This window comes from Brevibacillus nitrificans, from assembly GCF_003710965.1.
Lineage (GTDB): Bacteria > Bacillota > Bacilli > Brevibacillales > Brevibacillaceae > Brevibacillus > Brevibacillus centrosporus.
Map to the genome: position 1 here is coordinate 1 of NZ_RHHU01000040.1, position 1,136 is coordinate 1,136.

Sequence of the window (1,136 nt, forward strand, 5' to 3'; positions counted from 1 at the left end):
CCAGGCTGTCGATAAAGTCGGCAGCTTTTCTTTTTGTCTAAGTATTTCAACACGACACCGCGTTAATATGTTATAATATTTGTAAAAATTACTGTGGGTGATCGTCATGTTACGTTCAAATAAAGATAAGCAAACGGCATATGAATTTGTTTCGATTGAACAACTTGTTCCGCAAGACCACATGCTCCGAAAAATCGATAAATACATCGACTTTTCATTCATCCTTGAGAAGGTTCGCCCTTATTACTGTGAAGATAACGGGCGTCCGGCCATTGATCCATTGGTTTTATTCAAAATGATTTTTTTAGGTTACTTTTACGGCATTCGTTCCGAAAGACGTCTTGAGCAAGAAATTCAGACCAACTTTGCTTATCGTTGGTTTCTTGGATTGGGTTTGACTGACCGTGTCCCAGATCATACCACCATCAGTTTAAATCGTCGCATTCGTTTTAAAGACACAACCATCTTCCAAGATATCTTTGATGAAATCGTTCTACAAGCCATGGGCCACCGAATGATTGGAGGTCGCATGCTTATTTCGGATTCTACACATGTAAAGGCGAATGCAAACAAAAATAAGTACACCAAAGAACAAGTTCTGCAAAACACCAAAAGCTATATTGATGAGCTAAATGAAGCGGTGGAAATCGACCGGAAAAATAACGGAAAAAAGCTTTAAGACCTGAAAAGGATGTGGTGGAACAAAAAGAAGTGAGAGTAAGCACAACTGACCCTGACAGTGGTTATATGATGAGAGAGGGAAAGCCTGAAGGATTTTATTATTTGGACCACCGGACTGTGGATGCAAAGTACAATCTGATCACCGATGTGTTCGTAACCCCTGGGAATGTACATGATTCCCTTCCGTATCTGGATCGTTTGGAACGCCAAACCAAGCGGTTTGGCTTTAAAGTAGAAGCTGTTGCATTAGATTCTGGTTACCTAACAAATCCTATTTGTCACAAGTTAAAAGAGAAAAACATTTTTGCTGTTATTGCACACCGTAGATACCACCCGACGCAAGGGTTATTTCATAAGTGGCAGTTTACATATGACGCAGAACGTAACAGTTACACATGCCCAAATCAGCAAGAATTACTATACAGCACGACTGATCGCCACGGGTATCGCCATTA

The 1,136-nt window shown here is 40.5% G+C and carries 1 pseudogene; it reads left to right on the plus strand.

What is annotated here, in order from left to right:
* Positions 1–106: 106 nt before the first annotated feature.
* Positions 107–1,136, plus strand: a pseudogene (locus tag EDM59_RS30810) (IS1182 family transposase); the annotation flags it as partial.